This is a genomic window from Tateyamaria pelophila, from assembly GCF_019966495.1.
Lineage (GTDB): Bacteria > Pseudomonadota > Alphaproteobacteria > Rhodobacterales > Rhodobacteraceae > Tateyamaria > Tateyamaria pelophila.
Map to the genome: position 1 here is coordinate 92397 of NZ_JAIMIA010000003.1, position 25324 is coordinate 117720.

A 25324-nucleotide genomic window follows, 5' to 3' on the forward strand; every position below is an offset into this window, starting at 1 on the left:
AAGCCATGGCCGCGGCGGCCGCGCGGTTACGGGCGGCGGGGGTGCCGGAACCGGCACGCGATGCCCGGATCTTGCTGGCCCATGCGGCGCAGGTGGACGCGGCGCGTGTGACGTTGATCGCGCCCGAAGACATTGCGCCTGAAATTCAGGATCGCTACGAGCATCTGATCGCGCTGCGGGCCGTCCGCGTGCCTGTCAGTCATCTGGTCGGAGAGCGGGAATTCTATGGCCGTAGCTTCAAGGTCAGCTCGGAAGTCCTTGATCCAAGGCCGGAAACCGAAACCCTCATTGAGGCAGCATTGGCGGAGGATTTCAGACACGTGCTGGATTTGGGCACCGGGTCCGGCTGTATCCTTGTGACGTTGCTGGCGGAACGGCCAGAGACGACGGGCATAGGTACCGATTTGAGCGAAGATGCCTGTCTGCAGGCCAGTGCCAACGCCGTGCTGCACCATGTCGGGGATCGCGCGAGGATTCTGAACACCGACTGGTTCGACGACGTGGACGGGCGGTTTGATCTGATCGTGTCCAATCCACCTTATCTTGCGGCTTTTGAGATGGACGAAGTCGCCCCTGAGGTGCGCGAACACGAACCGCGCATGGCGCTGACGGATGAAGGGGACGGGTTGTCGTGCTACCGGATCATTGCGGCGCAGGCTGGCAGTTATCTGACCTCGAACGGTCGTGTGATCTGCGAGATTGGCCGCGATCAGGGCGCTGACGTCCACGAGATATTCACGCGCGAAGGGTGGAGCAGCGTCACCGTATTACAGGACCTCGACCGGCGGGATCGTGTCATTGTTGCGCGAAATCCAGCGTAGCGTGTTCAAAAAATCCAAAAATTCCGACTTTGCACTTGTTCTGAGAGCAAACCCATGCTTATTCAAGGAAAGACGCAATGTGTGAGGCCTGAGGGCCTTCCATGGCCTCTTCGCCCGATATATCGCCGAGACGTGTTGATGGTGCATCAAACGCACCACGCGGCGATCAGCAAAAAACTGCCAGAGAGCTGAACAGAATTCATGAAATCTTCGAGATCACGGTCCCGGTCAAAGAACAATCGTAACCGCAGCAATAACAACAACAGCGGCGGCAATGTCATCAACCGGGTGTTCGATAGTTCCGGCCCCGAAGGCAAGGTGCGCGGTACGCCTGCGCAAATCATCGACAAGTACAATCAATTGGCGCGTGATGCCCAAGTGTCCGGCGATCGGGTTGCGACGGAGAACTTCCAGCAACACGCCGAACATTATCTGCGTTTGTTGAGCGAAGCGCAGCGCGAGATAGATGCCCGCCGCGAAGAGCAGGACCGCCAGAACCGCGAACGTCAGGCCGAACAGGAGCGCATCAACCGTGAGCGCCAGGCCGAGCGGGATCGCGAACGCGCGACGCGGGATGAGCAAGAGCAAAAAACGCAGTCCGAATCTGACCCTTCAACAGCCGAGCAGCCGGACGTTGTCGACACCGAAAGCGATACGGGGTTGGTCGAAACACCCGAAAGCAAGCCCAAACCCAAGCCAAAACCGCGCCCCCGCACGCGCAAACCCAAAACGGATGCGCCAAAAAGCGACGAGGCACCAGCGGGCGCTCCTCCGGAAAAGAACGGCTCTGCCCCGGAAGCGGCCGAGTAACGTGGGCTAGCCCGCCGCCACGGCGCGGGCCAATGCACAAAACCCTTCCAGAGACACCTGTTCGGCACGTTCTGTGGGCTTGATGCCCGCGGCGTGCAACCGGTCTTCGATGTCCGGCGCGAACCCCTTGAGCGCCGAGCGGAGCATTTTGCGCCGTTGATTGAATGCGGCGGCGACCACGCGGTTCAGCACCAGCGCATCCGCCTCAAACCGGGGTGCGGGCAGGGCCGTCAGGTGGACCACTGCACTCGATACTTTCGGCGGTGGTGTGAAGGCTTCGGGCGTCAGGGACAGCACGATGTTGGCATCGGCGCGCCACTGCGCCAGCAATGCAAGCCGCCCGTAGGCTTTGGACCCCGGCACCGCCACGATCCGTTCAGCCACCTCACGCTGAAACATCAGCGTCAACGATTGCCAGAAGGGCGGCCAGTCCGGCGGCGTCAGCCACCGCACCAGCAGTTCCGTGCCCACGTTATAGGGCAGGTTTGCCGCCACACGGATCGGAGCGCGCAGGTGTTCGAGCGGATCAATGTCGAGCGCGTCTCCTTCGATAATTTGCAAACGCCCCGGATAGGCTGCGGCGATCTCGTCCAGCGCGGGCAGGCAGCGGGCATCCTTTTCGATGGCCAGCACCTTGCGCGCGCCTTCGGAGAGCAATCCGCGTGTCAGCCCGCCCGGTCCGGGTCCAATTTCGAGCACATCCACATCCGTCAGATCTCCGGCCTGGCGCGCGATCTTGGCTGTCAGGTTCAAGTCGAGCAGGAAGTTCTGACCCAGGGATTTGCGGGCCTTGAGGTCGTGGGTTGCAATCACGTCGCGCAGCGGGGGCAGGCTGTCGATGGTGGCCATCTTGGGGTTCTCCAATTGCGCCCGCAGGCGGCGTTACGACGCTGCCATACGTGCCGCCAGCCTGATGGCTTCGATCATGCTGGTCGGGTTGGCGATATCACGGCCTGCAATGTCAAAGGCTGTGCCATGATCGGGCGAGGTTCGGACAATGGGCAGGCCCAGGGTCACATTCACGCCCCTGTCGAAATCCAGCGTCTTGATCGGGATCAGCGCCTGATCGTGATACATGCACACGGCGGCGTCGTACCGGGTCCGGGCCGCCGCATGAAACAACGTATCGGCTGGCCATGGGCCCGTCACATCCAGACCCCCTGCGGCCATGTCGGCAACGACGGCTGCGATCCAGTCCACCTCCTGAAGGCCCATCGCGCCCCCTTCGCCTGCGTGCGGGTTCAACCCGGCCACCACAAGACGCGGTTCAGCGATCTGGAACTGGGTGCGCAGGCCCTGCGCCGTGATGGCGATGGTTTCACGCAGCAAGTCCGGTGTCAGCGCCTGTGGGACGTCTTGCAGCGCGATATGGATGGTGGTCGGCACAACCCGCAAAGTATCTGAGGCCAGCATCATGACGGCGCGCGGCGCGCCCGTCAGCGCCTCAAGGTATTCGGTGTGGCCGGGATAGGCGAACGCGGCGCCATCCTTCAGCACTTTTTTGTGGAGCGGTGCGGTGCACAGCGCAGAGGCCGCACCCGATTGCACGAGGTCGACACCACGCGCAATCACGTCAACCACGCCCTGCGCGTTCGTGAGATCCGGGGCACCCGGTGTGGCAGGGCGCGCGAAGGGATGGGCGAGGACGGGCAGGGCGGAGGTGCAGACGGTGCAGGCCTCTTGAGCACTGGCCACTTCGGCGAAGGGTGTGCCCGTGGGCAGGTGGCGCGGATCGCCGATCCAGACCATCGGCACGCTGTCGCGCAGGGCGGCCCAGGCCTTGGCCGCAACCTCGGGGCCGATTCCCGCCGGTTCGCCACAGGTGATGGCGACGGGCGTTTGCATCAGTCGAAAATGACGATGTCGGCGTCGGACTGAAGCTCTTCCAGTGCCGTATCGGCGAGCGCTGACAAACGGGCGTTGCGCAGTTGAACGGCGACGGCTTCGCGGTCGATCTCTGCATTCTCCGCATCGGCCAGAAGTGGCGTGCGTCCGCACAGCATCAAGAACATCAGATTGGAGCCGTTGGCTCTGGTCAGGGCGGTCGACACCTCGTTGCGGTCAAGCTTGGCAAGCTCGATGGCAATGTCGCGCGGGATCTCCGCCGGGGGCAGTGTGTAGCGCTGCAGAACGCTTTCGGGCTGGCCTTTTGCAATTCCATAGAGGTCATCGCAGCGGTCAATCTGCGCCTCGACCTGGCGGGCGCGGGCCAGGGCTTCGGGACTGCGCCCGCCGGCAATGAAATAGGTTGCGTATTCGATCGAGGAATAGCGCGCCGCAGGGGCGGCGCGTTCGCGGATGCTGCGCAACTGAAACAGGGCGATCGCATCGGGGATGGGCAGCGGGGCCGTCACATCACCGGGTGCCAGCGCCAGCAGGATGGGCCGCAGTTGGGGCGGCAAATCGGTGATCGGCACCCACTCCAGACGACCCCCATTGTCGCGCGACGCAGTGGCAGAGAACTGGCGGGCAAATTCGGAAAACTCCGCCTCCGATTGGACGGACATGATTTCCTGGGCCAGCGCCAGCACTTCGCCCTCGCTGTCGGGCGGGGTGGGGATGATGATCTCGGAAACGAGTACATCGATGCTGGTGTTGTCGCCGATGGATTGGACGGCACGGTCCACATCTTCGTTTCCGATCCGAACCGTACTGCCGAAGCGTGCGCGCACATAGTCCCGCCAGAGCAACGAGGTCGTAACAAAGTCCCGGAATGTCTCTCCCGCGACACCATCCGCCTCGAGCCGTTCGACGAATTCTTCGGCCGAAAGCTCCGCGCGGGCCGCGAATTCAGTCAGTCCCGTTTGCAGGGCTTCGTCGGACAATTCGATACCGGCCTGCGTGGTCGCCTGAATGCGCAACCGTTCCTTGATCAACTCGTCCAGCACGTCAGCGCGCGTGCCCGTCGGCGAGCCCAGAAGGGTCAGGAAACGGGCGCGTTGTTCCAGTTCAAATTCGGTGATGATGGCGCCATTCACCAGCGCGATCTGCCTGAACTGGTTTTGCGCCACCGCTGCGACGGGGGTCAGGGCGAGGCACAGCAACGCGACTGACTGGACCAGTTTCATAATGGTTTTACCGCTCATTTCGCCTGCTTTCCGCATGATCGCACTTGTGTTTGCTCGCCGGTGTTCGCCGAGAACCCTTGCAGGGACACTGATAACCCCAGATTGGTCGAGGGCTCAACACTTGTTGACGATGTAAACCGCCGGAAAACGGAGAATGCGATGGTCACACATTCGTTGGAATAGCTCAATTCGCCGCCCGCCCTGGCTGCACGGTTCGCTTCGAGGTCATAGCGCCAGCCAAAGCTCGCGTTCCAGTGGCGGTCGAGTTGGTAGGCGCCGTCCAGGATAAACTCGCTGATCGGCGACGGGAGGTTTTCGGCGGGATCTTCGGTCACCCAGACATAGCTGCCCCCGAGATCAAGGCGATCATTGCTCCAGAAGCCGCGCAGTTCGGCTTTGGCGATGTCGAAATCACTGTCGATGATTGTACGTCCGCCGATGAATATCCCATTGTTCAGTTCGAATTGCCCGGCCAGAAGCAAATCGGATCTGGTGCCGGCCAGCCCCGAGGATTTGGTGAAATCCGGTTGCGACTCACTGCGCAGCACCTGCCCGAATGTCAGGTTCCCCGACCATCCATCTGCGGCATAACGCGACCATTTCGCCCCGTAAACCAGCGTCCATCCCCGTTCGCGACGGTCCGGAGCGGGAAAACGGGACAGGGACAGCAAGTCGCCCTCGTCGAATTCGACCCGCGTGCTTTCCTCGTTGGGCACATCGAGGTTGTTCCCGCCGACCCATCCAAGCTGTGCCAGCGGTTCAATCAACTGTGTAACGCCGTTTTGGGTCCGCGTCATCGGATAGCGCAGGGTGACGGCGGCCCTGGGCGCCAATCCCCCTGTGGTTTCATTCGGCTCGTCTTCTTCTGCGATGTAAAAGGTGTCTGCTGCCATCCCGAGCGTGGTTTGCACTTGCAGGCCGCCCATCTGGTAGGTCTTCAGCCATTGTGCGTCCGCGGTCACTCTCACCAGATCCAACTCGTCCGACATGCCGTTTTCACTTGTGGAAAAAGGATTGTCCCAGCCCCGGAAATGTGTGTGGCCCAGGGCCGTCAGACGCAGCTCGCCCCCGATCACACTTGGAAACAATCTGCGTTGATAGATCGTATCGATGACATCGGTCGGTTCAGATTCGTTTCCGTCTTCGTCGTCTTCGCGCAAGGATTTGAACTTGATATAGCTCAGCCCGAAATATTCATCCCGTCTGGTCCGGCTCAGCCTCAGTTCGCTGTCGAGTACGTCCTTGTCGGAATAGTCGTAATCAAGGAGGTAGGAATCGTCAGATGTCAGCTCGATATCGAATTCGAGAACAAAGTCATTTCTGAGATCAAAAGCACCAGCGCCAAACAGGTAGCCTCGCGGACCGCTCTTGAGGTCATCGTCCGAAACCGCCCCGACGAACTCGACATCGCCGCGTTCAAAAGCCTGCCGGTAGCGAAATTCGAGGGTGCGGGTCTTGGGCGAAATATAGGGGGTCAGCGTCAGATCGCGTTGTTCGCCCAGCGTAATGAAATACGGGACCTTTATCCCGAACCCCAGAAGGGACGACTGTTCCAGCGAGGGGATCAGAAATCCGCTGGCGCGTTCCACCGTCGGATCGGGCAGGCGCAGGCTTGGCAGATAGAAGATCGGCACGCCCAGAACCCGAAATTGCGCTTGGTCGAAATAGAGCTGTCGCGTCTCGCTGTCATGAATGACCCGTTTGGCACGGATCTGCCACAGGGGCGGATTGGGGTCTTCTTCGCAGATGCGGCAGGACGTGACGACGGTTTTGTAAAGCTGCGTGTAGCGTCCTCCGACCCGGTTCATCTGGACCGATGCCAGTTGCAACTGGTCCTCCAGCACCAGCCGCGCGCCGGTCAGCAATCCGTCTTGCAGATCGCGGCTAAGTTCTGCCTGATCGGCCAGGACAACGATGCCTTCGCCGTCTTCGATGGTGATCGGACCAACGATGGACAACTGGCTCGTCTCGGGATCGTACCTGACCTCGGTCGCTGTCAGTCGGATATTGTCCTGAAAGGCCTCGACATTGCCGCGCGCGATCAGGACCCGGTCTCTGGTGACTTCGATTTCATCTGCGATCAGAACGGCGGGCGCGCTTGTGTCTTGCGCCCAAATCCATGTGGCGCTGAACAGAAGAGCCAACAGGGAGGCAGCGCCCCATCGCCTGATCCGGCTAGCCATCTTCCGCCTGCAACAGCAATCCCATGGCCAGAAGGATCGACGCCACCGGAGGGGCCCACGCCGCAAGCATCACCGGGATCTGCCCGTTCTCGCCCAGAATTTGCGCAAAGCTGCGAATGAAATACAAGCCAAACCCCAGCAAAACTGCGGCCAGCACCGCCGTGCCGGTCCCTCCAAATCTGATATGCCGCATCGTGAAGGCCGCAGCAACCAGAACCATACCCATGAGGAATACAGGCTGCGCCAGTTCGGATTGCAGCCAGACGTGATGGCGGCGGGCCGAAAACCCCGCCTGTTCGAGTTGCCGGATGAAGGCGGGCATGTCCCAGATCGACACTCCCGTCGGGCTGCCGAGGCTTTCGCGGATCCGGTCGAGCGTGAGTGTGGACGGCACGGCGAGGACATCATGCGTTGTGGCATTCACCTCCGGGTTGGCGTCGGTTCCCAGCGGCCAGACCTTGGCGTTGCGCAGCGACCATTCGCCGTTCTGCAAGGTGGCGCTTGCGGCCTCGATCCGTCTGACCGGCCCGCCACTCGGCCCGTAGGCCACGAACATCACGTCATAGAGCACCGAGGCGTCGGTGTTGGAACGCCCGGCACGGATCACCGTCTGTCCCTCCGCACTGCCTTGCCGCAGCCACAGCCCGTTTTCGGATACTGACAGCGTCGACACACCATCCGAGCGATAGAGCTCGGTCAGGGCCAGATAACGTTTCGAGGTCGCGGCCACGATCGGCCCCAGTGTCGTGATCGCGAACACGCCGATCAGCAAGGCGATGGTCACCGGGGCCAGAACGGCGCGTGCCGCCGACCGACCGGCCGCACGCATCACCACCAGTTCCGACGTCCGCGCGAGGGTCACGAACAAGGCAACGGTGCCCAGGATCATGATCAGCGGCAGGATCTGGCTCAGCGTCGTAGGTGCATTCAACAGCGTCAGTCCCAGACGCTGCCCGAGAGAGACGCCCTGACCGGCAAATTGGCGCGTTTGATCGATCAGGTCGACCAGCATGACCATTGCCATCAGAACCGCGCTGATGATCAGCAGGCTGGCGACAAAGCGTCGTGCAAAATAGAAATGCAGGATCATGCCGCGCCGCCTCGCAAGCGTCGGCGCAGCGCACCTGGATTCGCTGCGGTCCACAACAGTGCGAGGACCGTCAGGCCGCCAAGGATTGAGGGGATATAAAGAATGGGCCAGGCTCTGGCATCCTCAAGCACCGGGGCGGAGATGCTGGAGCGCATCCCGTCCAGCGCAAGAAGCAGCACGAAGGCAATGAAGATGTCGCGCCAGACCCCGAACCGTGAATGGCCGCCCACCAGTATCGTCGCAAAGCCGATCAAGGCGGTGACCACGCAAAACACCGCCCGCGCGATACGGCTGTGCAGTTCTTCGGCGACTGCCCCGGTGGTGGTACCGTTTTCGTTCGCGATCCGCGCCCAGTTGCGCATCAGGTGCGGGCTGCTCAGATATTGGATGGACGGTTCCGTGACGGAATCGGGTTTCATGAGCGCGGTGATGTCAAAGGAAAAGTCCCGAAAGCTGGCCGTCGACAGGCGCAGATCCGACCCCGACAAAAGCTGCGCCAACCCGTTGACCATGATGAGCGATGTGTTTTCGCCGTTGCGGACCAGATAGGCTTCTTCGGCGGTGTAGATGAAGCGTCTGGCCTCGTCGCGCCGATCGGCAAGGAAGACGTCGCGCAGCACGCCGTCCGTGCCGATGGAGCGGGTATAGAAGGTGACGCCGGTCGCCGGGCTCAGGAATGTACTTTCGGTGAGCAGCCGCGCGGTGATGTTATGCGAAATCTCGACTTCCCGCTCGCTGAGCTGTGCCGCGGCAAGGGGGACCAGAAAGTTGCTGAGCACGGACATCATCGCGCCTGCGATCAGTCCGAAGAGGAGCACGGGCCGCACTAGCCGCCATGGCGAATTGCCCGTGGCCATCATCACCGTCAGTTCGCTTTCGTCATTCAGCCGGTTTGTGACGTAGACCGCGGCTGAAAATGCAGCGATTGGCAGCACCACCGTAATCAGCCGCGGCAGACCGAGCGCGGTGAACTCGAGAAAAACGAGTGCTGTCTGCCCGTCTCCGATGAGCCGGTCAAACAGGTGCACTGCCTTGTTGATCCAGAAGACGATCACGAGCACGAGCGCAAAGAATCCAAACAGTACAAGAAGTTGCGACAGCATATAGCGGTCAAACTTTGACAAGGCGGTCTCCGGCTCGTGATTGGATCGGTTGCAAGGGCGCGGCTTTGATGGGGGCAAACTAACCCAAGGTCGCGCTGGGTAAAACTCCTAAACGTGGCGTGCCCACTGGTCAGAGGCAGATGGTCGGGTTAGGTCTCAGGGCAATCACAGAATTTTGCAGAGGCTGCCATGACCGAACTCACCCCGATCTCATTTGTTACAACAGACATAGACGCATTCGCAGCCATGAAGGGCCGGATCGCGGTCATCGTGACGCCGGAGGGCAAACTTGAAGCCTCCGCGCGCCGCGTCAATCGCCTGACCAAGGGCGCGGTGCAGCGGTTTGTGGACAGCGACGGCTTCCAGAAAGTGAAGTCTGGCGATGTCATGTCGATGGCCTGGCCCGCGGGTATGGCCGCGACTGCGGTGGATGTCGTGTGCTTGCCGCGCAATCACTCGGTGGCGGACGCGCGCAAGGCAGGGGCGGCGCTGGCCAAGCTGCGCGGCACCGGCGACATGCTGCTGGCGGTGGATGGCGCGCGTCGCGTTGCCGAACTGGCCTTTGGCTTCGTGATGCGCGACTACACCTTTTCGGATCACAAGACCGACGCAGACGAGCCGGAGGGCGAAGTGACGGTGATGTGCTCCAAGCCCGATGACGCCGAGGACGCGAGCGCGTCTTTGTTCGCCATCGCGCAGGGTACGTTCATGACCCGCGATCTGGTTAACGAGCCTGCGAACGTGCTGACCACGACGGAATTTGCCAAACGCCTCGAAGACATGCAGGCCCTCGGCCTGACCGTCGAGGTGCTGGACGAGGCGGCGCTGGACAAACTGGGGATGCGGACGCTGCTCTGTGTGGGGCAAGGCTCCGACAGCCCGTCCAAGGTGGTCGTGATGCAGTGGAATGGCGGGGCCAAGGATGCGGCACCCCTGGCACTGGTGGGCAAGGGCGTGGTGTTCGACACCGGCGGGATCAGCCTGAAACCGGCGGCGGGCATGGAAGACATGACCATGGATATGGGCGGGGCCGGCGTCGTGGCGGGCACGATGCGCGCGCTGGCGCTGCGCAAGGCCAAGGCCAATGTCGTGGGCCTCGTGGGGCTGGTCGAAAACATGCCGTCGGGCAATGCGACGCGTCCCGGCGACGTCATCACCTCGATGAAGGGTGACACCGTCGAGGTGATCAACACCGATGCCGAAGGCCGCCTCGTCCTGTGCGATGTGATGTGGTATGCGCAAGAACGGTTCAAACCTGCGGGCATGATCGATCTGGCGACCCTGACAGGGGCCATCATCATCGGGTTGGGCCACGAGAACGCGGGCGTCTTCTCCAACAACGATGATCTGTGTGACGCCTTTCTGAAAGCGGCCGGCACCGAAAGCGAAGGCGCGTGGCGCATGCCTCTGGGGCAGGCCTATGATGACCTGTTGAAGTCGCGGATCGCGGACATGAAGAACATCGGGGGCCGTGCGGCGGGGTCGGTCACGGCGGCGCAGTTCCTGCAACGGTTCGTCAAGCCCGAGACGCCCTGGATCCACCTTGATATCGCGGGTGTGGCCTCGGTCACCAGCGAAACGGCGCTTGCGCCCAAGGGGGCGACGGGCTGGGGCGTCATGGCGTTGAACCGGTTGGTGGCGGACAAGTTCGAGGACTGATCCGATGGGGGCCGCCTATTTCTATCACATCACGCGCCGTCCGATGGAGGACACGTTGGGCATGCTGCTGGGCAAGGCCCGCCAGGCGGGATGGCGTGTGGCGGTGCGCGGGACGGATCTGGGTCGCCTTGCATGGCTGGATGAAAGGCTGTGGACGGCGGAGAAGGACGGATTTCTGCCCCACGGCCTTGCAGGCGGGCCCCATGACGCCGATCAACCGATCCTGTTGACCACCGGCGCGGCGTCCAACGGGGCCACCTGCGTGATGTCGGTCGACGGTGCGGCGGTGTCACCCGAAGAGGTGGCGGCGCTGGACCGTGTCTGTATCCTGTTTGATGGCGAGGACCCGGAGCAACTGGTCACGGCGCGGGCACAGTGGAAGCCGTTGAAAGACGCGTCCGCCTCGGCGCAATACTGGTCCGAGGAAAGCGGGCGGTGGGAGAAGAAGGCCGAGACCTAGTGTAGCGCACCTGATATAAGAATGCTGATCAGAGCAGGTATCTGACACGGGTCCAATATTGCTGAGTGAAAATGTCAGAGGACGGCGAGGAGCCCGAAGCGAATGTTTGGATTTGTTCCTTCGAATATGTTGCGGCTACGGTCTACCCTGTAAAAGAGTTAGGGAGGATTTTGCCATGCCAGCACTGCTTGTCGTCAATGAGACGATCACCGAACCCGAATTATTCGAGGACTATAAGCGCGCGGTTGTTCCAACGTTGGAAAAATTCGGAGGACGTTTTGTTGCCCGAGGCGCAGCATTGGAAGTGCTGGAAACAAGCGGGACTTGGTCTCCTGATCGGCTGGTGATCGTCGAGTTTCCGGACATGGCGGCGCTCAAGGCTTGGTATGACAGTCCCGAGTATGCACCTGCGCGTGAAATCCGCCTCCGATCAGCGAGCAGCACTTTGGTCGCCTTGGAGACCAGCCCGGTTTCTCCATAGCAATGAGTTCCGCATAGCCGCCAGATGAATTTTTGTTCGAGCACCCGGGGCGCACCACAGGCATGTTAGGTCTCTTCTGTCAGGTGGCGAAAACTAGCGCGACAGCGTCAACTCTCCACCTTCGATCTCGATCCGGCCCCAGCGTTGCAGATAGCCCATACCGAGCAAAGATTGCTCCATCTGGCCACCGTTGACCACGGCTGTCACATCGCGGTCTTCGTGCGGGCCGATTGCGACGCTGTCAAGGCGCACGGGCGCTGTGCGCACTTCGCCATTGGCGGTGAAGGCGCGGCCGAAATAATTGAGCGCGCCCGGATCAAGCCCGGCGGCGGCGGCATCGGTCTGCGTGAGCACCATATCCGTGGCGCCGGTATCCACGACGAATTGAATCGGCGCGCCGTTCAGGTCCAGCGTGATGTAATAGTGCCCGTCACGGCTGCGCGGAATGACGATTTGTCCGCTGTCTTCAAACCGCGTCTGGGTGGGGTAAAGATCATCGCGGATATCACCCCAGAGGCCGACTGCGCCAATCGCGCCCACGAAGATCAGCCCCCAGATCGCGGCCATTTGCAGGGTTTGCCCAAGCTTGAGCCGGGATGTCAGCAAAAAGCCACCGCCCAACACGAGGGCGAAGGCGCCGAGATAGATCAATTGTGCAATGCTGTCTGGACTCATGATGTTGATATAGGCGCGCGTTGCCGAAATGTCAGCCGGAGACAAATTGGAAATTGCGCAGCCCGTCCAGAACGAACTGGACGGAAAGCGCCGCCAAAAGCATGCCAAGCAGGCGCGTAACCACCGTGATGCCGGTTTTGCCCAAGGCACGCTCCAGCAAGGACGAGCCGAGAAACAGCAACATCACGACGCCCAGCACCAGCGCCGTGATGGCCAACACGAGCGCGAGCCCCTCGATGCCCGGCTTCTGCCCGGTCAGCAGGATGACGGATGCGATGGCGCCAGGGCCCGCGATGAGCGGAATCGCGATGGGAAAGACGGACGGGTCGTCGAAGTCCTCTTCTTCGGTCTGGTTTTCGCGGCGTTTTGTGCGCCGCTCGAACAACATGTCCAGAGCGGTCAGGAAGAGCAGGATCCCGCCTGCCACACGGAAAGCGGGCATGGAGATGCCGATGAACCCCAGCACAGCCTCGCCAAAGAGCGCAAACATGATCAGGATCGCCATGCCGATGGCACAGGCCCGCATCGCGATGCGGCGGCGTTGCTTTTCCGGCACGCCCTGGGTCAACGCCACGAAGAGCGGGGCCAGTCCGATGGGGTCGATGACCACGAACATGGTGACGAAGGCGGTGATCAGGAATGCGGTGTCGATCATGGCGTTTTCAGGCGGTGTTTTCAGAGTGAGCGCCGTGCGGCGCGTTTCATTTTGTATGGACGAGGGGCGCTGCCCCTCGCGCTCCCCGGGATATTTATGGCCAAGAGAAGGGTCAGGCGTTTTCGGCGGTTTCGAGTTTTTCGAGGTCTTGCATCCAGAGGCTTTCAGCGCGTTCGAGCGCGCCCATGACTTCGGCATATTTCTTTTGCCAAACCTCCATTTCGCCAAGCTTGGCGTCCTCATAGAGGGTGGGGTCGGCGAGTTTTTTGGCCAGCTTGTCGCGCATCTCGTTGAGCTTGGTCACGCGGGCTTCGGATTTGCGCACTTCGGATCGTAGCGTCAGGATCGCGTCGCGGCTGGGTCGTTTGGGTTTGGGTTTTTCGACCGCCGGTTTGGCGGGCTTGCTGTCGCTGAGCAGCATTTTGCGGTAGGCTTGGAGGTCGTCCTCGTAGGGTTTGACGCGACCGTCTTTGACCAGCCACAACCGATCGGCCACCATCGACAGCAAATGCATGTCGTGGCTGACCAGAATGACCGCGCCGGAATAGGCGGTCAGCGCCTCGACCAAGGCTTCGCGGCTTTCGATATCGAGGTGGTTGGTCGGTTCATCGAGGATCAGCAGATGCGGGGCGGGCAGGGTGGCGAGCAGCAGCGAGAGCCGTGCTTTCTGCCCCCCCGACAGGCGTCCGACGTCGGTTTCGGCCTGATCCGGGCCCAGTCCAAAGCTTGCCAATCGGGCGCGCAGCTTGGCTTGTCCCTCGTGCGCCCGTTCGCGCATGAGGTGCTGCAACGGGGTTTCGTCAACATGCAGTTCATCCACCTGATGCTGTGCGAAAAAGCCGATCCGCAACTTGTTCGAGCTGACCATGTGACCGCTCATCGGGTCGAGACGCGCCGACAGGAGTTTGGCAAGGGTCGATTTGCCCTCACCGTTTTTGCCAAGCAGCGCAATCCGGTCATCCTGATCGATGCGCAGGTTGAGGTGGCCCAGGACAATGGTCCCGTCATAGCCAACCGATACGCTTTCGGTTGCGATGATAGGGGGCGACAATTCTTCGGGTTCGGGGAATTTGAACACCGTGCGGGCCGCATCTTCGGGCGCGCGAATGGTGACCATCTTCTCCAGCATCTTGACCCGCGATTGCGCCTGCTTGGCTTTGGACGCCTTGGCCTTGAACCGGTCAACAAAGCCTTGCAGATGGGCCCGGCGCAGGTCCTGTTTCTTGGCGGCGGCGGCCTGAACGGCGCGTTTGGCGGCGCGCTGCGCTGCGAAGCTGTCGTAATTGCCGGTGTAATAGGTCAGCTGTTTGTCTTCGAGATGCAGAATCGCCCCGACGGACCGGTTCAGCAATTCCCGGTCGTGGCTGATGATCATGACAGTGTGGGGATATTTGACCAGATAGGCCTCAAGCCACAGCGCCCCTTCCAGATCGAGATAGTTGGTCGGTTCGTCCAGCAGCAGGTAATCGGGTTGGGCAAAGAGTACGGCCGCAAGTGCTACACGCATCCGCCATCCACCCGAAAAGGCGGAACAGGGCATCAGTTGTTCCGCATGTTCGAACCCGAGACCTTTGAGGATCGAGGCGGCGCGCGCTTCGGCGGACCAGGCATCGATATCGGTCAGTCGCGTCTGGATATCGGATATGCGCCCCGGATCGGTGGCAGTCTCGGCCTCGGCAAGAAGATCGGCGCGTTCGGTATCGGCGGCCAGTACGGTGTTGATGAGCGACACTTCATTGCCCGGTACTTCCTGGGCAACGCCGCCAATCTTGGCGCGGGCGGGCAGGGAAATTGCGCCGCCCTCAAGCACCAATTCACCTCTGATCAGCTTGAACAGCGTGGTCTTCCCGGCACCATTGCGCCCGATCAGGCCAACCTTGTGACCCGTTGGAATCGTCGCGGATGCCTCGCGAAACAGCGGGCGCCCCTCAACGGCATAGTTGATATCTGTAATGCGTAACATGAGCGCGGTGTGCCGCAGTTGCACGGCGGCGTCAATCGCGCCTTTCCAACCCATAAGGCCCATGATATCGGAGCCGCGATTTCAACATGAGGGCGCTGAATATGAGTGCCCGTTTCACAGGAGTGATCCCATGGCTCTCGAGCGTACTTTTTCGATCATCAAACCCGACGCGACCCGCCGCAATCTGACCGGCAAGATCAATGCCAAGTTCGAGGATGCAGGCCTGCGCATCATCGCGCAGAAGCGTATCCACCTGACGAAGGCACAAGCCGGTGTGTTCTACAAGGTGCATGCCGAGCGCCCGTTCTATGACGAGCTGTGCGAATTCATGGCCTCCGCGCCGATCGTCGCTCAGGTCCTGGAAGGCGAAGGCGCCATTGCCAAGAACCGTGAAGTCATGGGGGCCACCAACCCGGCGGATGCGGCACCTGGCACCGTACGCGCGGATTTTGCCGAATCTGTTGGCGAAAACTCAGTCCACGGATCGGATGCGCCCGAGACGGCTGCCGAAGAGATCGCGTATTTCTTCTCGGGTCTTGAACTGGTCGGCTAAGCCGCACGGGTTTTGACAGGATTGGACCGGCGTGCCCTAGGGGGACGCCGGTTTTTTCATGTCCGGTGAACGGGGTGTAAATGCAACGGGCGCGGGTGGCTTGCTTCTTTGGTATTTCTTACATCCGAAATGAAGCGTAACGTATTGATATTAAATTACTTTATTGGTGGCGCCTTGGCGGTGCCCCGCGTGCACCTGTTGTGCACCCCATGTGCACCGGCCTTGTGGGTGTGGGACGCCACTGCCTCTATATCTGGGATGTTCGACAGGGATAGGCGGCAAAGATGAACAGGGCGTGTGTCCTGCGCACGCTGCCTTCGCCTTGCGGTCAAGGGCCGTGGCCCGTCGGTTTTTCGCGCACACCGATTTGATCGAGCATCCGTTCGAACTCGGACAGGCCACTGTCGAAAGCGTCGACCTTGAGCGCGTAAAAGCGATCCCGCAGAGCCTTTTTCTCGTCACCCTTGCAGTCGTTCCAGGGACGGCCCTGAAGGCCCATGACCAGCACATAATAGCCGATGAAATGGGGCTGGGTGCCCGATTGCAGCAGGCGACGATAGGTTTCGTCAGGTCCGAGATCGCGCAGGGTTTCCGCGTCGGGAATACCTGCCTTTGCGCAGGCGGCATCCATGGCGGGGCCGAGGTTGCGGATCGAGGAAACTGGGGTGCCCATGAGGTGAGCCTAATCCGTGTTCGCGCCGCTGTCACGTCGCAGCGGGTGCGGACCTCAGATGCTTGCGTAGTCGGTAAAGACCGGCTTTGGCTTGGGTTGGGGCTTTGGACCTGGAACAGGGGTCTGTGGGGTAGGTTTTACATGAACTGACATCTGATTACCTTTTAACTCGCATTTTAACGAGCAATGCCAAATTGCTCGGAAGCACTGAAACGTCAACACAAGAAAACGACGCAGATGCGGCTGAACTGTGGCAATTATGTGGCGATGGCTATTCGGTAAGAGGTTTTCTGCCAATATGCAGTGTCAGGACACGCGATGATTGAAGGAAAGCCGGGTTGGTTGGGTGAATCGGGCCACCCCTGCGGTTCCAGCGCGATACCTGCACCGGGTTTGATTCCCGCGTCCGGCATGTCGGGCATCAAACCTCCGGCATAGACCTGCAAGCCCGGTTCGGTGCTGTCGATCCGCAGCGTCAGACCATTCGAGCCGTGTAAGGTGGCAACCCTGACAGGTGCGCTGCGCCGTGCCGTGGCGATGCAGAAATTGTGATCGGTCTGCGGATCGAGGGGGCGCGGGTGGCGATGGTCAAAGACGGTTCCGGCGACGGGCAGGATGTGCCCGGTCGGCACATTCCGTGCATCCACGGGCAGATAAGTCTCTGCCGCGACGCAGAGGCGATGATCGGACGCGTCGCCAAGCCGCCAGTAGGGGTGATGCGCGAGGGATATGGGCGTGGCGGCATCGGTCGTGGCCCGTATGTCGAGGCTGAGGCATGGCCCGTCAACGCGGTAGGTCGCGTCGAACACACGGTTGCCGGGCAAGCCGCCCGCGCCGTCGGTCAATGTGCAGCGCAGGTGCAGCGCGGCGCTGTCATGGGTGATAACCTGCCAGGTCTGTCTGTCCAGACCGTCAGGGCCGCTGTGCAACGCGGTGACGCCGTTTTCATTGCACGGCATCTGGTAGGTTTTGCCGTCGATCCTGACCTGTCCGCCCTTTACGCGGTTGGCGACCGGGCCGACGATGGTTCCGGCATAGCTGTTGCGCCAGGCCGGGTCGTCGCTATGCAAGAGCAGGCTTGGCCCACCCTGAAACCGCAGGGTTTCGAGCCGCGCACCCAAGGGTGAGATCGTGACTGTCAGATCGGATGAGGCGAGCGTGAATGTTTGTGTCATGGTCAAACTTTGGCAGAGCGACGTGCCCGGCGCCAGCCCCGCAGCTTATCTGTCACGTGCATCCTCGCTCCGATGTCGGGAAAACGCAGTGAAGCGCGATGCAGGCCGGTCATGTTTTTACCCAAGGCACCACCGTTGACGACAGCTTGCGGCTGCAATCGGCAAGACAGGCGCGGGTCGGTGCACGTGCGGGGGGCGGCGTCAGGCCAGCCAGGCCAGCGACAAGAGCGACAAGGCCGAGGTCCAGATAATCACGGGCGCGATCTGATCGGTGCGCACGCCGTGCAGGACGGCGAGGGCAAAGGCCATCGCCCCGGACGGGCCCGCGGCGCCAAGCAAAAACAGGGTGTTCCAGTTTTCGGGGCGGTCCCCGATGTGGAGCGCGCCCCAGACCATCGCGGGAAAGAGCAGCAGTTTCAGGCACGACACCGTGACGATTGTCGGCGAGAGTTTCAGGGACTGGCCGGACAGGATCACCCCAAGCGCAAAGAGCGTCATGGGTGCGGCGGCACCACCTGCGAAATCAAGCGCGTTCATGACGCCAATGGGCATGCGCACATTCAGCATGTTGCTGACCGCCCCCAGCGCGATAGCGATCAGGATCGGGTTCATGGCCAACCGCCGCAGGGATTGCGCAGCGGAGGCCTGTTTGTTCGCAATCAGATCGGTGGTCACGATGAAGAAGGCAAAGGAAAACGCGGTGTCCCAGGCCACGATGCTGGTGATTGGAACGGCGGCGGCCTCTCCGTAGATCAGATAGGAAATCGGCCAGATATACATGAGCGTGTTGACGAAGATCGTCGCCATCGCCAGCAGCCAGCTTTCCAATGTGTCGCGCCGCAGCAGAACGCGGGCGATCCCGAAGGTGACGCAGAACAGGACCGCCTGACAAGCTGCATAAAGCGCAAGGGCGTCGAACTGGAAGTCAGTGAAATCCAGCCCGTAGATCAGCGGAAAGATCAACGCCGGTTGCAGCACCAGCAAGGAAATCCGGTTGATCGAGGCGGCTTCATCGCGCGAAACGGTGCTTCTGAGGCCCAGCAGGTATCCGAGGGCCAGCATGGAAAAGACCGGCAGAATATTATGCGTGAGAACCTGGAACATGCGAGAGGCGGCCTTTTCGTGCTGCGCCCGCTTTACCCGAATTCAGCGGCTTGGCAAGCGAGGGGATAGGGGCCGCGTTTTTGCGCATGAGGCGTTCGCACACTCTGCGATGATCTGTGGCCAAGGTTTGCGGTCATGCGGCCGGCTTTGCGATACCGGCTTTTGCTGGCATTTCGGGGCGCGGGGTCTACTGTGCCGACGAAAGGATCTCAATTGGAGTGAGCCCGAGATGCAGCGCGATATGGATTTGAAACATCTGCAACGGTCCATCGATTTGGCCGATGAGGCCGTGCGGGAGGGCAATCACCCGTTCGGCGCGGTGCTGGTGTCCGAGACCGAGGAGGTGCTGCTGGAGGGCAAGAACAGCTATTCGGTCGATCGCGGTCCGGGCCATGCGGAGGCCAATCTGGCCCGCGAGGCCGCGCGTCAGTTTGATGCTGCGACGTTGCTGGCGGCGACGCTCTATACTTCGGTAGAGCCCTGTTCGATGTGTTCGGGCACCATCTATTGGGCCGATATCGGGGCTGTCGTCTTTGGTATGACGGAACACCGTTTGGGTGAATTGACGGGGGATGATCCTGAAAATCAGACACAGGATCTGGAATGTCGCGTCATCTTTGCCTCGGGGCGTCGTGAGGTGCAGGTGCGTGGCCCGTTTGAGGCGTTGGAAGAGCGGATTGCAGCGCAGCACAAGGCGTTCTGGAAGTCAGGCGGGGCCTCGTGACGGCCACGGAATTCCGGCTGACGGGCCAGCTTGGGTCCAGCGGGTTTGCAGACTGGGTCTGTCACCGCGCCAGAGTGCTGGACCTGAATGGCTGGGTCAAACCGGATGGATCCGAGGCGATGACGATCGTGGTGAGCGGCCCCGAACCCCTTGTGGATGCAATGGAAATGGCCTGTAGCCTTGGCCCCATGGATGTCTGGGTCGAGAGAATCGACCGCCATGCGCGGGCGTTGGACTCTCTGCCCAATGGATTTCATAAACTCTGACCTGTCCTCCGTGACTTGCCTATTTATTAGGCGGCGGGCAAAAAATGTGCCAGAGTTCTCGCGTGATGATGGAATTCTGTGCTTTGTGCTTTCCTGCCGCCGGAAAACCGTCAGCATCTGCGTGAAGAAACCGACTGAACAGGCTGCTATCGATGTCAACACTGCCCGTAGGATTATCCCGTGATCTGTCGGCCAAACGAGTGATGCGCGCCACGGTGGGCGGGCAGGATCTGGTGGTCTGGCGCGCGACCAATGGCGAGATTTCCGCCTGGGACAACCGCTGCCCGCATCGCGGCATGGCGCTCAGCCACGGGTTTGTGCGGGGCAACACATTGGCCTGCCTCTATCACGGTTGGCATTACAATGGGGCAGGGACCTGTACCTATATCCCGGCGCACCCCGATCTGGATCCACCGGCTACGATTCGAACAAATCGTTTTTCCGTCGTCGAACAGGACGGTGTGATCTGGGTCCGTACCGACGGTGAGGCCCAGGCGCCGGACCTGCCCGGTGGGTTGGAGCCGTTGCGTGTTTTCATCGTGGCGGCGTCGGCGGATCAGGTGCAGTGCGGTGCGGCGCAGGTTCCGTACGAGGGGCAGATGGCGGATGCCGGTGCTGTGCTTCACTTCGGTGCCGTATCCGTCATGCTCTTGTTGAGTCCACTGGGGGACGGCCGCACGCAGGTGACGACGCTTGCCAGCGCTGGTTTGACAGTGGCACAGCGGTCTGCGCTGTCGCGGTGGTGCGAGGCCACGCGTCGGCATGTCGAAGCGCAACAAGAGGAGGCTGCATGAGCCGTGAACACGCCCTGAACGATTGGTACGCGGTCGCGGATGTGCCCGGATTGACGCGTGGGCCGCGCAAGGCGCGGTTGCTGGGCTGCGATCTGCGGGTCTCGGGCCAGGTCGACGATCCGGTGGTTACGGACGAGGCGGGCCACCGCTATCCCGCGCAGGTCAGATATGATCACATCTGGACCACGCTGGGCGACGACCCGCGTGCGTTGTTCGAAATCCCCGAAGGCGAACAGCCGGGTCGCCGCCGCGTTCCATGCGGCGTCGTACGGGTCAAGTGCTCGCCGCTGCGTGCCGTCGAGAATTTCCTTGATATCGCGCATTTCCCTTTCGTGCATACCGATATTCTGGGGGCTGAGCCGCATACCGAAGTGATGGCCTACAAGGCGGAAATCCGCGAAGAGGAAGACGAGGTCTGGGCCACGAATATCAGTTTCTACCAACCGCAGGCGGCCAAGAGTGCAGGCGGGGGGATCACCACGAAATACGCGTATCGCGTGCACGCACCGACGACGGCGGTTTTGTACAAGACCTGTCCACCCCGGCCCGAAGAAATGGATGTGATCGCGATTTTTGTGCAACCGCGCAGCGAGACCGAATGCGATGTCTGGCCGTGGATGGCACTTTATGATGACAGCTCAGAGTTCGCTGAATTGGTGCAGTTTCAGCAGGAGATATTCTTGCAGGATCGTTCCATTCTGGAGAACCAGCGGCCGACCAGATTGCCCCTTGATCCCAAGATGGAAATCCCCACGCGGGCCGATCTGACCTCCATCGCCTATCGCCGCTGGCTCAAGCGCCGGGGCGCTTATTACGGCGCAATGACAGAGGACGCATGAGCAGTTTTACCCTCTACAATTACGTGCTGTCCGGCAATTGCTACAAGGTGCGCCTGATGGCGGCGTTGCTGGGCGTGGAGTATGACACGGTGGCCGTGGACTTCTATCCAGGTTTTGAACATCGCAGTGAACCGATGCTGGCGCTGAACCCGTCCGGCACGCTGCCGATCCTGACGGCGGATGATATGGTGCTGACCGAAACGCAGGCGATGCTGGGCTGGCTTGCGGCAAAATTCGACCCGACGGGGCGGTGGTATCCGGCCGACGACCCGGTCGTGAGCGGCGAGGTTTTGCAGTGGCTTGGTGTTGCGTCACGGTTGACGGGCAGCGTGGGTGCGGCGCGTCTGCACGCGATGCTGGATTGGCCTGTGGACGGGGAGGCCGTGCGCAAGGACGCATTGAAAGAGCTCCAGGGATTTGAATTGCTGCTGACGGATCGCGTCTTTGCCGGGCAAACATGGCTGGTGGGCGATCATCCGACCATCGCCGATATCGCCTGTTTTCCCTACGTCGCGCTCAGCCCCGATGCGGGGCTGGAGCATGATGGCTTTCCGGCCATTCGCAACTGGCTTTATGCGGTGCGCAGTCTGCCCGGTTTCGTGACCATGCCGGGTATTCACCAGTTGCACGAATTGCGCGAGGGCGCGCATGGCTGAGCCGACCCCGCTTTTGCGTTTGCGCGGCGTGACCAAGGCCTATCCGGCAGTGCTGGCCAATGACGCCGTCGATCTGGATGTGATGCCCGGCGAGATTCATGCGGTTCTGGGGGAAAACGGGGCCGGTAAGTCGACCCTGATGAAGATCATTTATGGCTCGGTCCGCCCGGATGCGGGAACGGTGGAATGGAACGGCCAGCCCGTGGATATCCAATCGCCCGCGATGGCGCGCGAACTCGGCATCGGCATGGTGTTTCAGCATTTCTCGCTTTTTGACACGCTGACGGCGGCGGAAAACATCTCGCTGGCGGTGCCGGGCACGATTGCGGAATTGTCCGAGCGGATCAGGGCCGCGTCAGCGCAATTCGGTCTGGATGTCGAGCCGGGGGCCCGCGTCCAATCCATGACGGTGGGCGAACGCCAGCGCATCGAAATCCTGCGCTGTATTCTGCAGGAACCGAGGCTGATCATCATGGATGAACCGACGTCCGTTTTGCCGCCTCAAGGCATTTTAAAGCTGTTTGAGACCTTGCGGGCCTTGGCCAGCGAGGGGATCGGGATTGTCTTTATCTCACACAAGCTGGATGAAATCCGGGCCTTGTGCGACACCGCCACGGTGATGCGGGGCGGGCGGGTTGTGGGCGTTGTGGACCCGAGGGTCGAGGATGCACAAAGTCTGACGCGGATGATGATCGGGCGCGAGATTGCGCCGCCGACCCACGGGGCCGAGCGGGGCGATCGCCATACGGTGCTGGAGGTGACGGGGCTGAACTACACGCCCGAAGACCCCTTTGCCACCGTATTGAAGGACGTTCACCTGAGCGTGCGCAGCGGCGAGATCCTCGGCATCGCCGGGGTGTCCGGCAATGGTCAGGATGCGCTGACCCGGGCGTTGGCAGGAGAGATCGTGCTGCGATCGGACAAGGGCAGCAGCGTCATGCTGGAGGGCACGCCGATCGGGGCGCTTGGCCCGGATGGCCGCCGTGCGCTGGGGGTGAATTTCATTCCCGAAGAGCGCCTTGGGCGCGGTGCGGTGCCGATCCATACTTTGGCCGAGAATGTCGGTTTGACCACGCATCACGGTGGTCTGGTCAAGTGGGGCTTCTTGCGGCTGGGGCAGCGTCGCCAGTTGGCCAGTGACACCATCGACACCATGGACGTCCGGTGCGGCGGCCCGGATGCCACGGCGCAAAGCCTGTCGGGGGGCAATTTGCAAAAGTTCATCGTGGGGCGCGAATTGGCGTTGCGCCCCAAGGTTCTGATCGCGTCGCAGCCGACCTGGGGCGTCGATGTGGGGGCGGCCGCTGCGATCCGTCAAAAGCTGATCGATTTGCGGGACGAGGGTGCCGCCGTTTTGATCGTGTCGGAAGAGTTGGAAGAGATCTTCGAGATTTGCGACCGGATACAGGTGATGTTCCGGGGGCGTTTGTCCGAAGCGGTGCGCGTGCGCACCACGGACATCAATCACGTGGGTCTGGCCATGGCCGGTGATTTCGATGCGCTGCATGCGGCTCCTGTCGAAAAGGAGGCCGCCCTTGGCTAGGTTCGTGATCGAAGCCCGGCCGGAGCGGTCGGTCTGGGCGCCCATTCAGGTGTCGTTGCTGGCGATCCTGCTGACCTGCATCGGCGGATCGTTCCTGTTCATGGCCTACGGGGTTGCGCCGTTGAAGGGGCTGGAGGCGGTGTTCATCGACCCGCTGCGCAGCACCTATGGCATTGGGGAAGTGCTGTTGAAAATGGCGCCGTTGCTGTTGATCGCGCAAGGGCTGGCCATCGGGTTTCGGGCACAGGTCTGGAACATCGGGGCCGAGGGGCAGTTGATCGTCGGGGCCATCGGGGCCTCGCTACTGGCGATCCAGTTTGATGGGACGACCTCGCCGCTGTTGCTGCCGGGGATGATCATCGCGGGCATGGTCGGAGGCATGGCCTGGGCCGGGGTGGCGGCGTTCCTGCGGGCGCAATTCAATGCCAACGAGATCCTTGTGACCTTCATGCTGACCAGCGTGGCGTTGCAACTGTTGTACTACCTTGTGTCGGGTCCGATGCGCGATCCGATGGGGTTCAACTTTCCGCAATCAATCAGTTTCGGGCCGTCCGCGACCTTCCCGATCCTGATCCCCGGCACACGGGTGAATGCCTCGCTGTTTCTGGGGCTTGGGGTCACGGTATTGGCGCTGATCTTTGTCCAGCGCAGCCTTGCGGGCTACAAGCTGTCGGTAGGCGGCGTGGCCCCCGGAGCCGCAATGTATGCGGGGTTTTCGTCGAAACGGGCGATCTGGCTGGCCTTGCTGATCTCGGGCGGTGCGGCGGGGCTGGCGGGGGTCGGCGAAGTTGCGGGACCGTTGGGCATGCTTCAGCGCAACGTGTCGCCCGGATACGGCTATGCGGGCATCATCGTGGCGGTTTTGGGGGGATTGCATCCCATCGGAATCCTTTTTGCCTCGGCGCTGATGGCGCTGGTTTACGTCGGCGGAGACTTTGCGCTGTTGACGGTGGGCGTGCCCAACGCGGTCACCGGTATCTTTCAGGGCATGCTGTTGACTTTCTATCTGGCGTGTTCGTTCCTTTTGACACAGCGCATCCGGCGGATCACCCCGGAGACCGTTCCAAAGGGGGCACCGGCGGAATAATGGATGTTCTGATTTTCATCGTCAGCGGAACGCTCGCGGCGGCCACGGCGCTTCTCTTTGCTGCCATGGGCGAGCTTGTGGCCGAAAAATCGGGCATGTTGAACCTCGGGATCGAGGGGATGATGGCGACCGGGGCGGCGATGGGGTTTGTCGCCTTGTCCGTGTCCGGCTCGCACAGCGTGGGATTTCTGGCCGCGGCGGTGCTGGGGGCGGTTTTGTCGCTGATCTATGCCATGCTGACACTGGTCTTTCGGGCCAATCAGGTCGCCTCGGGGCTGGCCATCGGCATTCTGGGGCTGGGCCTGTCGTCCGCCATCGGCAAGAACTACGAGGGCAAGACGGTGACCGGGCTGGAAGAACTGGACCTTGGCCCGCTGTCGGATATTCCACTGCTGGGACCGATGTTCTTTCAGCAAGACGTGATGGTCTATCTGAGCATCGTTCTGATTTTCGCCACATGGTACCTGCTGAACCGGACCAAGCTGGGGTTGATCATCCGCGCCATCGGTGAAAGCCCGGAAAGTGCCCATGCGCTGGGGCTGAAGGTGCGTCTGATCCGGGCGGGGTGCGTGGCCTTTGGCGGGGCCATGGCTGGCATCGGCGGGGCCTATATGTCCACGGCCTACACGCCGCTCTGGGCCGAAGGGATGATCGCCGGGCGGGGCTGGATCGTCGTGGCGCTGACCGTGTTTGGAACCTGGATCGTCAAGCGGGTGGCGTTCGGGGCGTACCTCTTTGGCTCCATCTCCTTGCTCGAACTCTCCATTCAGGCGTTTGGCGTGAATGTTCCCAGTCAACTGATGTCGGCGATGCCTTATATCGTCACGATTGTCATGCTGGCCGTGATCTCGCGCAACCCTGTGTTTATCCGGCTCAACAGTCCCGCCAGCCTTGGTGCGACCCTGAAACTCAACTGATACCGCAACCAACAAAAGGAATTGA

At 61.4% G+C, this 25324-nt stretch carries 26 protein-coding genes; 14 read left to right on the plus strand and 12 right to left on the minus strand.

Annotated elements, in window-relative coordinates; genetic code table 11:
• The first annotated feature begins 5 nt into the window (after nt 1-5).
• On the plus strand, nt 6-821 hold the full coding sequence (prmC, locus tag LC354_RS02090; protein WP_223421212.1) for a peptide chain release factor N(5)-glutamine methyltransferase: 816 nt from the start codon (nt 6-8) through the stop codon (nt 819-821).
• 201 nt (nt 822-1022) lie between these two features.
• Nucleotides 1023-1631, plus strand: coding sequence for a DUF4167 domain-containing protein (locus LC354_RS02095; RefSeq protein ID WP_223421172.1), 609 nt, complete (start codon nt 1023-1025; stop codon nt 1629-1631).
• 6 nt (nt 1632-1637) lie between these two features.
• Here the strand turns inward: LC354_RS02095 and rsmA are convergent, their stop codons facing one another.
• The 6 genes from rsmA to lptF are packed head-to-tail and all read right to left on the minus strand — an operon-like array spanning nt 1638 to nt 9096.
• Nucleotides 1638-2480, minus strand: a complete 843-nt coding sequence (rsmA, locus tag LC354_RS02100; protein ID WP_223421173.1) for a 16S rRNA (adenine(1518)-N(6)/adenine(1519)-N(6))-dimethyltransferase RsmA — start codon at nt 2478-2480, stop codon at nt 1638-1640.
• 33 nt (nt 2481-2513) lie between these two features.
• On the minus strand, nt 2514-3476 hold the full coding sequence (gene pdxA, locus LC354_RS02105; protein ID WP_223421174.1) for a 4-hydroxythreonine-4-phosphate dehydrogenase PdxA: 963 nt from the start codon (nt 3474-3476) through the stop codon (nt 2514-2516).
• Entirely contained in the window at nt 3476-4717 is a 1242-nt protein-coding gene (locus LC354_RS02110; protein WP_223421175.1) for a peptidylprolyl isomerase, read from the minus strand. The genes pdxA and LC354_RS02110 overlap by 1 nt, the downstream gene beginning before the upstream one ends.
• Nucleotides 4714-6882: an LPS-assembly protein LptD gene (locus LC354_RS02115; protein WP_223421176.1), complete on the minus strand. Its 2169-nt coding sequence runs from the start codon at nt 6880-6882 to the stop codon at nt 4714-4716. The genes LC354_RS02110 and LC354_RS02115 overlap by 4 nt, the downstream gene beginning before the upstream one ends.
• Nucleotides 6875-7972: an LPS export ABC transporter permease LptG gene (gene lptG, locus LC354_RS02120; protein ID WP_223421177.1), complete on the minus strand. Its 1098-nt coding sequence runs from the start codon at nt 7970-7972 to the stop codon at nt 6875-6877. Before lptG ends, LC354_RS02115 begins: the two co-directional genes overlap by 8 nt.
• Nucleotides 7969-9096 (minus strand): LPS export ABC transporter permease LptF, encoded by a 1128-nt coding sequence (lptF, locus tag LC354_RS02125; protein WP_223421178.1) that lies wholly within the window; start codon nt 9094-9096, stop codon nt 7969-7971. The genes lptG and lptF overlap by 4 nt, the downstream gene beginning before the upstream one ends.
• A 168-nt stretch (nt 9097-9264) precedes the next feature.
• Here lptF and LC354_RS02130 point away from each other — a divergent pair, with 168 nt between their 5' ends.
• The 3 genes from LC354_RS02130 to LC354_RS02140 all read left to right on the plus strand — a co-directional run bounded on the left by LC354_RS02130 (nt 9265) and on the right by LC354_RS02140 (nt 11675).
• Nucleotides 9265-10734 carry a leucyl aminopeptidase gene (locus LC354_RS02130; protein WP_223421179.1) on the plus strand — a complete coding sequence of 490 codons (1470 nt, stop codon included), beginning with the start codon at nt 9265-9267 and terminating at the stop codon, nt 10732-10734.
• A gap of 4 nt (nt 10735-10738) precedes the next feature.
• On the plus strand, nt 10739-11194 hold the full coding sequence (locus tag LC354_RS02135; RefSeq protein ID WP_223421180.1) for a DNA polymerase III subunit chi: 456 nt from the start codon (nt 10739-10741) through the stop codon (nt 11192-11194).
• 175 nt (nt 11195-11369) lie between these two features.
• Entirely contained in the window at nt 11370-11675 is a 306-nt protein-coding gene (locus LC354_RS02140) for a DUF1330 domain-containing protein (protein WP_223421181.1), read from the plus strand.
• 93 nt (nt 11676-11768) lie between these two features.
• Here LC354_RS02140 and LC354_RS02145 read toward each other — a convergent pair whose 3' ends face one another.
• From LC354_RS02145 to LC354_RS02155, 3 genes are all read right to left on the minus strand, one after another.
• Complete coding sequence (locus LC354_RS02145) at nt 11769-12350, minus strand: retropepsin-like aspartic protease family protein (protein WP_223421182.1); 582 nt, start codon at nt 12348-12350, stop codon at nt 11769-11771.
• A gap of 31 nt (nt 12351-12381) precedes the next feature.
• A complete protein-coding gene (locus tag LC354_RS02150) occupies nt 12382-13005 on the minus strand; it encodes a MarC family protein (protein WP_223421183.1) in 624 nt (207 codons plus the stop codon).
• A gap of 112 nt (nt 13006-13117) precedes the next feature.
• Nucleotides 13118-14968 carry an ABC-F family ATP-binding cassette domain-containing protein gene (locus LC354_RS02155; RefSeq protein WP_223421213.1) on the minus strand — a complete coding sequence of 617 codons (1851 nt, stop codon included), beginning with the start codon at nt 14966-14968 and terminating at the stop codon, nt 13118-13120.
• A 130-nt stretch (nt 14969-15098) separates the two neighbouring features.
• On the opposite strand from LC354_RS02155, the gene ndk reads away from it, so the two are divergent.
• Nucleotides 15099-15521, plus strand: a complete 423-nt coding sequence (gene ndk, locus LC354_RS02160; RefSeq protein WP_223421184.1) for a nucleoside-diphosphate kinase — start codon at nt 15099-15101, stop codon at nt 15519-15521.
• 328 nt (nt 15522-15849) lie between these two features.
• Here the strand turns inward: ndk and LC354_RS02165 are convergent, their stop codons facing one another.
• From LC354_RS02165 to LC354_RS02175, 3 genes are all read right to left on the minus strand, one after another.
• Nucleotides 15850-16194 carry a TfoX/Sxy family protein gene (locus tag LC354_RS02165; protein WP_223421185.1) on the minus strand — a complete coding sequence of 115 codons (345 nt, stop codon included), beginning with the start codon at nt 16192-16194 and terminating at the stop codon, nt 15850-15852.
• A gap of 257 nt (nt 16195-16451) precedes the next feature.
• Nucleotides 16452-17369, minus strand: coding sequence for an aldose epimerase family protein (locus LC354_RS02170; protein WP_223421186.1), 918 nt, complete (start codon nt 17367-17369; stop codon nt 16452-16454).
• A gap of 201 nt (nt 17370-17570) precedes the next feature.
• The gene (locus LC354_RS02175; RefSeq protein WP_223421187.1) at nt 17571-18473 is read right to left on the minus strand and encodes an AEC family transporter; all 903 of its coding nucleotides are present in this window, start codon (nt 18471-18473) and stop codon (nt 17571-17573) included.
• Between the two features lie 241 nt (nt 18474-18714).
• Between LC354_RS02175 and LC354_RS02180 the strand changes: the two genes are divergently transcribed.
• The 8 genes from LC354_RS02180 to LC354_RS02215 all read left to right on the plus strand — a co-directional run bounded on the left by LC354_RS02180 (nt 18715) and on the right by LC354_RS02215 (nt 25299).
• A complete protein-coding gene (locus tag LC354_RS02180) occupies nt 18715-19197 on the plus strand; it encodes a nucleoside deaminase (RefSeq protein WP_223421188.1) in 483 nt (160 codons plus the stop codon).
• Nucleotides 19194-19463: an acylphosphatase gene (locus LC354_RS02185; RefSeq protein ID WP_223421189.1), complete on the plus strand. Its 270-nt coding sequence runs from the start codon at nt 19194-19196 to the stop codon at nt 19461-19463. Before LC354_RS02180 ends, LC354_RS02185 begins: the two co-directional genes overlap by 4 nt.
• A 152-nt stretch (nt 19464-19615) precedes the next feature.
• Nucleotides 19616-20257, plus strand: a complete 642-nt coding sequence (locus LC354_RS02190) for a Rieske (2Fe-2S) protein (protein WP_223421190.1) — start codon at nt 19616-19618, stop codon at nt 20255-20257.
• Nucleotides 20254-21096, plus strand: a complete 843-nt coding sequence (locus tag LC354_RS02195; protein WP_223421191.1) for an aromatic ring-hydroxylating oxygenase subunit alpha — start codon at nt 20254-20256, stop codon at nt 21094-21096. Before LC354_RS02190 ends, LC354_RS02195 begins: the two co-directional genes overlap by 4 nt.
• Nucleotides 21093-21752: a glutathione S-transferase family protein gene (locus LC354_RS02200; RefSeq protein ID WP_223421192.1), complete on the plus strand. Its 660-nt coding sequence runs from the start codon at nt 21093-21095 to the stop codon at nt 21750-21752. The genes LC354_RS02195 and LC354_RS02200 overlap by 4 nt, the downstream gene beginning before the upstream one ends.
• Nucleotides 21745-23295 carry an ABC transporter ATP-binding protein gene (locus tag LC354_RS02205; RefSeq protein ID WP_223421193.1) on the plus strand — a complete coding sequence of 517 codons (1551 nt, stop codon included), beginning with the start codon at nt 21745-21747 and terminating at the stop codon, nt 23293-23295. Before LC354_RS02200 ends, LC354_RS02205 begins: the two co-directional genes overlap by 8 nt.
• Entirely contained in the window at nt 23288-24382 is a 1095-nt protein-coding gene (locus LC354_RS02210; protein ID WP_223421194.1) for an ABC transporter permease, read from the plus strand. Before LC354_RS02205 ends, LC354_RS02210 begins: the two co-directional genes overlap by 8 nt.
• The gene (locus tag LC354_RS02215; protein WP_223421195.1) at nt 24382-25299 is read left to right on the plus strand and encodes an ABC transporter permease; all 918 of its coding nucleotides are present in this window, start codon (nt 24382-24384) and stop codon (nt 25297-25299) included. Before LC354_RS02210 ends, LC354_RS02215 begins: the two co-directional genes overlap by 1 nt.
• Nucleotides 25300-25324: the final 25 nt, after the last annotated feature.